The sequence below is a fragment of the Heyndrickxia camelliae genome (genome assembly GCF_002844575.1).
Taxonomy (GTDB): domain Bacteria; phylum Bacillota; class Bacilli; order Bacillales; family Bacillaceae_C; genus Margalitia; species Margalitia camelliae.
On the sequence record NZ_PIQO01000049.1, the window covers coordinates 1 to 4,562 of the forward strand.

The following is a 4,562-nucleotide window of genomic DNA, read 5'->3' on the forward strand; positions in this document are numbered from 1 at the left end:
TAATTGGATTAATTCCTTAAAAATAGCAAAGGCGACATCAGAGTTAACTGATATCGCCAATGTATTATGTACGCCTGTTTAAATATTTATGTTATGGTCTTCCACCGCCTCCTGGATCGTAGCCACCAAGAGCAGTTAATGTTGTAGTAGTGTTATTTTCATCTGCGTTAACATGATGATTTGAATTTAATCCAATAAATACCACTCCTAACAATATTGCACACGCTATAATTTTCAACACAATTTTTTTCATTGTTTCACCTCCTTCCAAGCTTATAATTTTTTATGCACTTAATGCCGATAAAATATATTTATTTTCACCTAGTTTTTCCAATTCCATAATTGGTAATTGCTTATAGAATTTTTCATTACACTTATTAAAGTATTCAATGGATTTATATAATAAATTTTTGTCATTGTTCAATAACGCACGGTAATAATAGTTAAATCCTAATTGATGATTACTTAACTGCTCCATATCAATATTATTGAGCATAACGTTAGCCTGCTTTCTATTACCAACCTTTATATAATAGAACAGCTCATTAGATAAATCTCTATCCTTATCTAAAATATAATTTTCTGGTTTGTCCCAAAGCAGATTTAAAAAATTCATACTTTTTTTAATTTCAAATTCAGATTTTTTAGTTCTACACTCATAAGCTTTTTTATAGTATGACATTGCTTTATCATATGATTTTATCATCATTGAGTTTCCAGCTTGTAAGTAGATCAATGTTTTCAATGGATCTGGTGCATTTTCAATTAAAAACAACTTTTCTAATAATCCACCTATTTCACCGTTATGTAAATTCCCATCAATACTTATTAATAAGAATCTCGCATAATATGAAGTTTTAATAAAATCATTGCTTATCTTTTCTATTGCTTCCTCTATTTCAGGTGATAAACTGTTTAATAATGTTATATTTCTTTGATCATAATAGCAATAGAATTGTGCGATTTTTGAATATGCCTTCATTTCATTTGATTCGAATTTTCTTGAATTTAATAGTCTAATAGTATCACTAACACTTATTTCACTCTTAGATCCTTTAGAATCTGACTCATATACAAATGCCCATTCTTTACTTTCAGCACTTTCGCTATTTTTTAAGGCATTAATTAAATAGTCTGCTACTTCACTCATCCTATACAAAGTGACATATTCTAAAAGTAACCTTGCCGTTATTCTGTTGGGGTTTAGATTTTTTGCGAATTCTAATATGATGTCATCGAACTTTTCAGGATAAAGATATTTTGCAATCTTTAATAAACCATCTAATTTTTCACAATCTGAATTTATGTCTTTCCTAAGCATTTTTAAAAGCGCACTACCCGAACTATAACCAGCGATCTTTGCCAATTCTTGAGCTAAACCACGATTATTTTGACAATCTTCCATGATCATCTTTCTTAGCATATGACTCTTCCCCCTGATATATCGAATATTTCTGAATCTATAATCATTTTACTTTATTTGATATTAAGAGTCAATACTTTACATTAATTTATTTTTATAAATTATTTAACTAACTTATATGTAGGTTTTTCTTGTTTAATACCATCGTCATATTCATAAATTATAAGATTCTCTTCAAAGTAAAGTCTTACCTTTTCAAACTGTCGTTTGATTTTAGAAATTAAATGTTCCTTCTCTCTAAAAGTATTGTAGAATTCAGTACCCACTACTAGCATACTTTAGAAGCACCACCTTTATTATTATATTGATTTATTTATAATTTGCCAACTATTTTTTGAAAGAATATGTAGAATTTTGACCAAATAATTAAAATGAAGACTACTTTCACCTCACTTTCTATAATCAAATCTATGTTTAAATATATTTCAACCTGTTAATTCAAGCTTTTTATTTTATACTTAAACTTCGAATGATTGAATTATATCTTCTGCTGTTGACTCATCATTTAAGGAAACCTTTAATAGGTTAAATATTAATTCATCCAATTTTGATTCACTTTGAAATTTTTCTATATAAGGTTTCATTAATCTTATTATCCATTCCTTATCATTTTCTTGCAGATAGTAATATTTATGACAAAATTCCAGTAAATCCTTTAATTCAATATTTACTTTCTTCCCAGCAAAATCATATTCACCTGCGCCAACAAATTCAGGCAACCATCCTAATTCATTGTAATTACTCAACTGATGCATAAAATTAACCGGATTATCTAATTCATAATTGATTACCTCGTCAAATGAACTTACTTGTTCAACATAGACTATATCATTTTTTCCATTCTTTTCTTTTATCAATTCTATTGTGTAACTTACCAGTCCTTCATCACCATTAATTTCAAGAGAAGTATGTTTTTCTACATTAACACTAAAATTAGTTCCCATATCGTTCACCATCCAATTTGACATTTAAACCCTCAACATAATAATCTTCTTGATTCAAAAAGTTATTTAAATCCTCTTTTGTCCAATGTTTAGATAAGAATTCAATAAATTCCTTTGGATTATCATAGGGAACTCCAAGAAGTTCTTCTAATGTCTGAAATTTAATTTGAAGATGATATCCATCAAATGAATTTAATTCATACTGTGTTTCAATCACTTCACCAAGATAATTAATTTTCTCATTTTTTGTTAAATAGAATTCATTTGAAATTCGCATATCCATACCCTCTTTCTAATAATCAAACATTTCATCTAATGTACAATTTAACAGCTTCGCTAATCTTACTGCGGTATTTATGCTCATTTGCACTTTATTATTTTCATAGTTTGAAAGATGCCCTCTTGAGATTTCTGATTTTGTTTCTAAATCTCTTAATGACAAGCCATGATTTAATCTAATTTCACGGAGCCTACATTTAACAATATCATTCATAATAAACCCCATTTCTTAATAAATTATTTTAACAATAAGATCATCAAATATCTTATATACATGTGTACCTTTACTAAAAACTCCACTGTCAATCAATCTGGATATTTCTTCATCTAAATTATCAAAATCAAAGTTTAGTTTATCAGCTTTGTCATATGTTAAAAATCCATTTACATCCCCAAGCATACCTTCTGTACTATATGACACTAATCTTTCTGTATCTCCAAACTCTTTAATCATTTGTGTGTATTCAAATGCTTTAGGAAAGTCCATTTGTTTTGTTAGTTTTAGAACCATATCTAATTTATCTGCTGTCATCGAAAAATTTCCTTTAAAATTAACTTTTATTACAAATTATTCTACGATTTTTTCAACAATCCAACATTCATCTCTAAATTTCATGTTTTTACGTTTGCTTTCCCATACTGAATTAGCCTTTTCTTCAGATGAATAAACTCCGACTACATCAATTTTATGATCATTTAAGTAGTGTTCATATAAAACTATGTAAGTTTTCATTATCTAACCTCCCATTAAACTTAAAATTTATTCTAAAACTAAAGGATTATTCCTCTTTTAAATATTTAAAGATATTTTTAAATCTTTCTGAATCAGGATTATTCAAATAGTCCTCTAATTCTTCTTTGTATTGATTAAATTCTTCCATTGTTTTAAAAGCATCAAAATCTAGTTCTTTACCCTTAATTGCAAAATTGATAAAATGATCACTCAATGGCTTAGTATTTTCAGACATTCTCTCGACTTCCTTTCAAAATAAATAATCCATTTATCCATTTTTATCCTTAAATTTTAATACTTTTAAAGTTTCAGTAACTTCTAATTTTGATACATTAAACCATAATGTACTTTCAATATTCCATTCCCAAAAAGGTGAAATTTTTAGCAATCCCCCATTAGAAACATTAATTCCATCATATTCTTTACTCATTTTCTCAAAGTCGAAAATATCAGTAGTTAGAAAACTACCTAAATAATATTTTTTAGCAACTTCTTTTGCTTTTTCCAATGTATCTACATATAATACTTTTGCATCGTTACTAACATTAATAAGATATCCTTCTATGCCATTCTTAATTTCTACATATCCGCTTTTTAACCAAGCTGAACCGAAATCTGGGTTATAACTTGAAGTCCAAAGACCACCATTTGGTTTACTCAAATAGTTTTCAATTGGCTCTACTTTCTTTAATGAAAATTCATCCTCTTTATACCAAGGATGTATATAAAGTTGAGTTACCACTAGTCACACCTCTAATAAATGATTTCTTTTATTACCTATTGATGTTTTTGATTACAGGCTCTCCGTTCTCTACACGTTTGTACGAATTTCTTATATATGACATAAGATCGAAATAAAAACCTGTCCCCATAAACTGACTTTCTCTTTCTTTCTTATCACTTTCTTCAAAGAATCCGTATAGAGATTCTAATTTTTGCTTGAAAGACATAGAATCATCTAATGAAGAAATGTATTTCAATGTTTTTGCAGCAGGTTCTTTCATTGAATCAGCACCTGCATATTTTCTACTAGCACTTGTAGTTAACCAATGTTTAGACCATTTTTTAATACAATTTACTGCATTTTTATATTCGTTTTCCTTTTCAATCAATTTTATACTCCTTATAAAATTATTATTTTAATCTTTCAAGTTTTTATTTATCTCATCGTCCATTTTTCTAA

Annotated in this window: 10 protein-coding genes; all 10 read right to left on the bottom strand. The window is 27.8% G+C overall.

From position 1 onward, the window contains the following. Positions 1 to 91 precede the first annotated feature (91 nt). A complete protein-coding gene (locus CWO92_RS25775) occupies positions 92 to 253 on the bottom strand; it encodes a hypothetical protein (RefSeq protein ID WP_165786792.1) in 162 nt (53 codons plus the stop codon). 30 nt (positions 254 to 283) lie between these two features. Then, positions 284 to 1,423, bottom strand: a complete 1,140-nt coding sequence (locus tag CWO92_RS24705) for an AimR family lysis-lysogeny pheromone receptor (RefSeq protein WP_101356823.1) — start codon at positions 1,421 to 1,423, stop codon at positions 284 to 286. Positions 1,424 to 1,881: 458 nt separating this feature from the next. Continuing rightward, the gene (locus CWO92_RS24710) at positions 1,882 to 2,391 is read right to left on the bottom strand and encodes a hypothetical protein (protein WP_165786793.1); all 510 of its coding nucleotides are present in this window, start codon (positions 2,389 to 2,391) and stop codon (positions 1,882 to 1,884) included. Further along, entirely contained in the window at positions 2,357 to 2,644 is a 288-nt protein-coding gene (locus CWO92_RS24715) for a hypothetical protein (protein ID WP_101356825.1), read from the bottom strand. The genes CWO92_RS24710 and CWO92_RS24715 overlap by 35 nt, the downstream gene beginning before the upstream one ends. A gap of 15 nt (positions 2,645 to 2,659) precedes the next feature. Continuing rightward, positions 2,660 to 2,860, bottom strand: a complete 201-nt coding sequence (locus CWO92_RS24720) for a helix-turn-helix transcriptional regulator (protein ID WP_165786794.1) — start codon at positions 2,858 to 2,860, stop codon at positions 2,660 to 2,662. Positions 2,861 to 2,875: 15 nt separating this feature from the next. Further along, the gene (locus CWO92_RS24725; protein WP_101356827.1) at positions 2,876 to 3,178 is read right to left on the bottom strand and encodes a hypothetical protein; all 303 of its coding nucleotides are present in this window, start codon (positions 3,176 to 3,178) and stop codon (positions 2,876 to 2,878) included. A gap of 36 nt (positions 3,179 to 3,214) precedes the next feature. Next, positions 3,215 to 3,379, bottom strand: coding sequence for a DUF7336 domain-containing protein (locus CWO92_RS25780; RefSeq protein WP_165786795.1), 165 nt, complete (start codon positions 3,377 to 3,379; stop codon positions 3,215 to 3,217). 46 nt (positions 3,380 to 3,425) lie between these two features. Continuing rightward, positions 3,426 to 3,614 carry a hypothetical protein gene (locus tag CWO92_RS24730; RefSeq protein ID WP_101356828.1) on the bottom strand — a complete coding sequence of 63 codons (189 nt, stop codon included), beginning with the start codon at positions 3,612 to 3,614 and terminating at the stop codon, positions 3,426 to 3,428. Positions 3,615 to 3,647: 33 nt separating this feature from the next. Continuing rightward, complete coding sequence (locus CWO92_RS24735) at positions 3,648 to 4,121, bottom strand: hypothetical protein (protein ID WP_101356829.1); 474 nt, start codon at positions 4,119 to 4,121, stop codon at positions 3,648 to 3,650. A 31-nt stretch (positions 4,122 to 4,152) separates the two neighbouring features. Next, the gene (locus tag CWO92_RS24740) at positions 4,153 to 4,491 is read right to left on the bottom strand and encodes a hypothetical protein (protein WP_101356830.1); all 339 of its coding nucleotides are present in this window, start codon (positions 4,489 to 4,491) and stop codon (positions 4,153 to 4,155) included. Between the last annotated feature and the right edge of the window lie 71 nt (positions 4,492 to 4,562).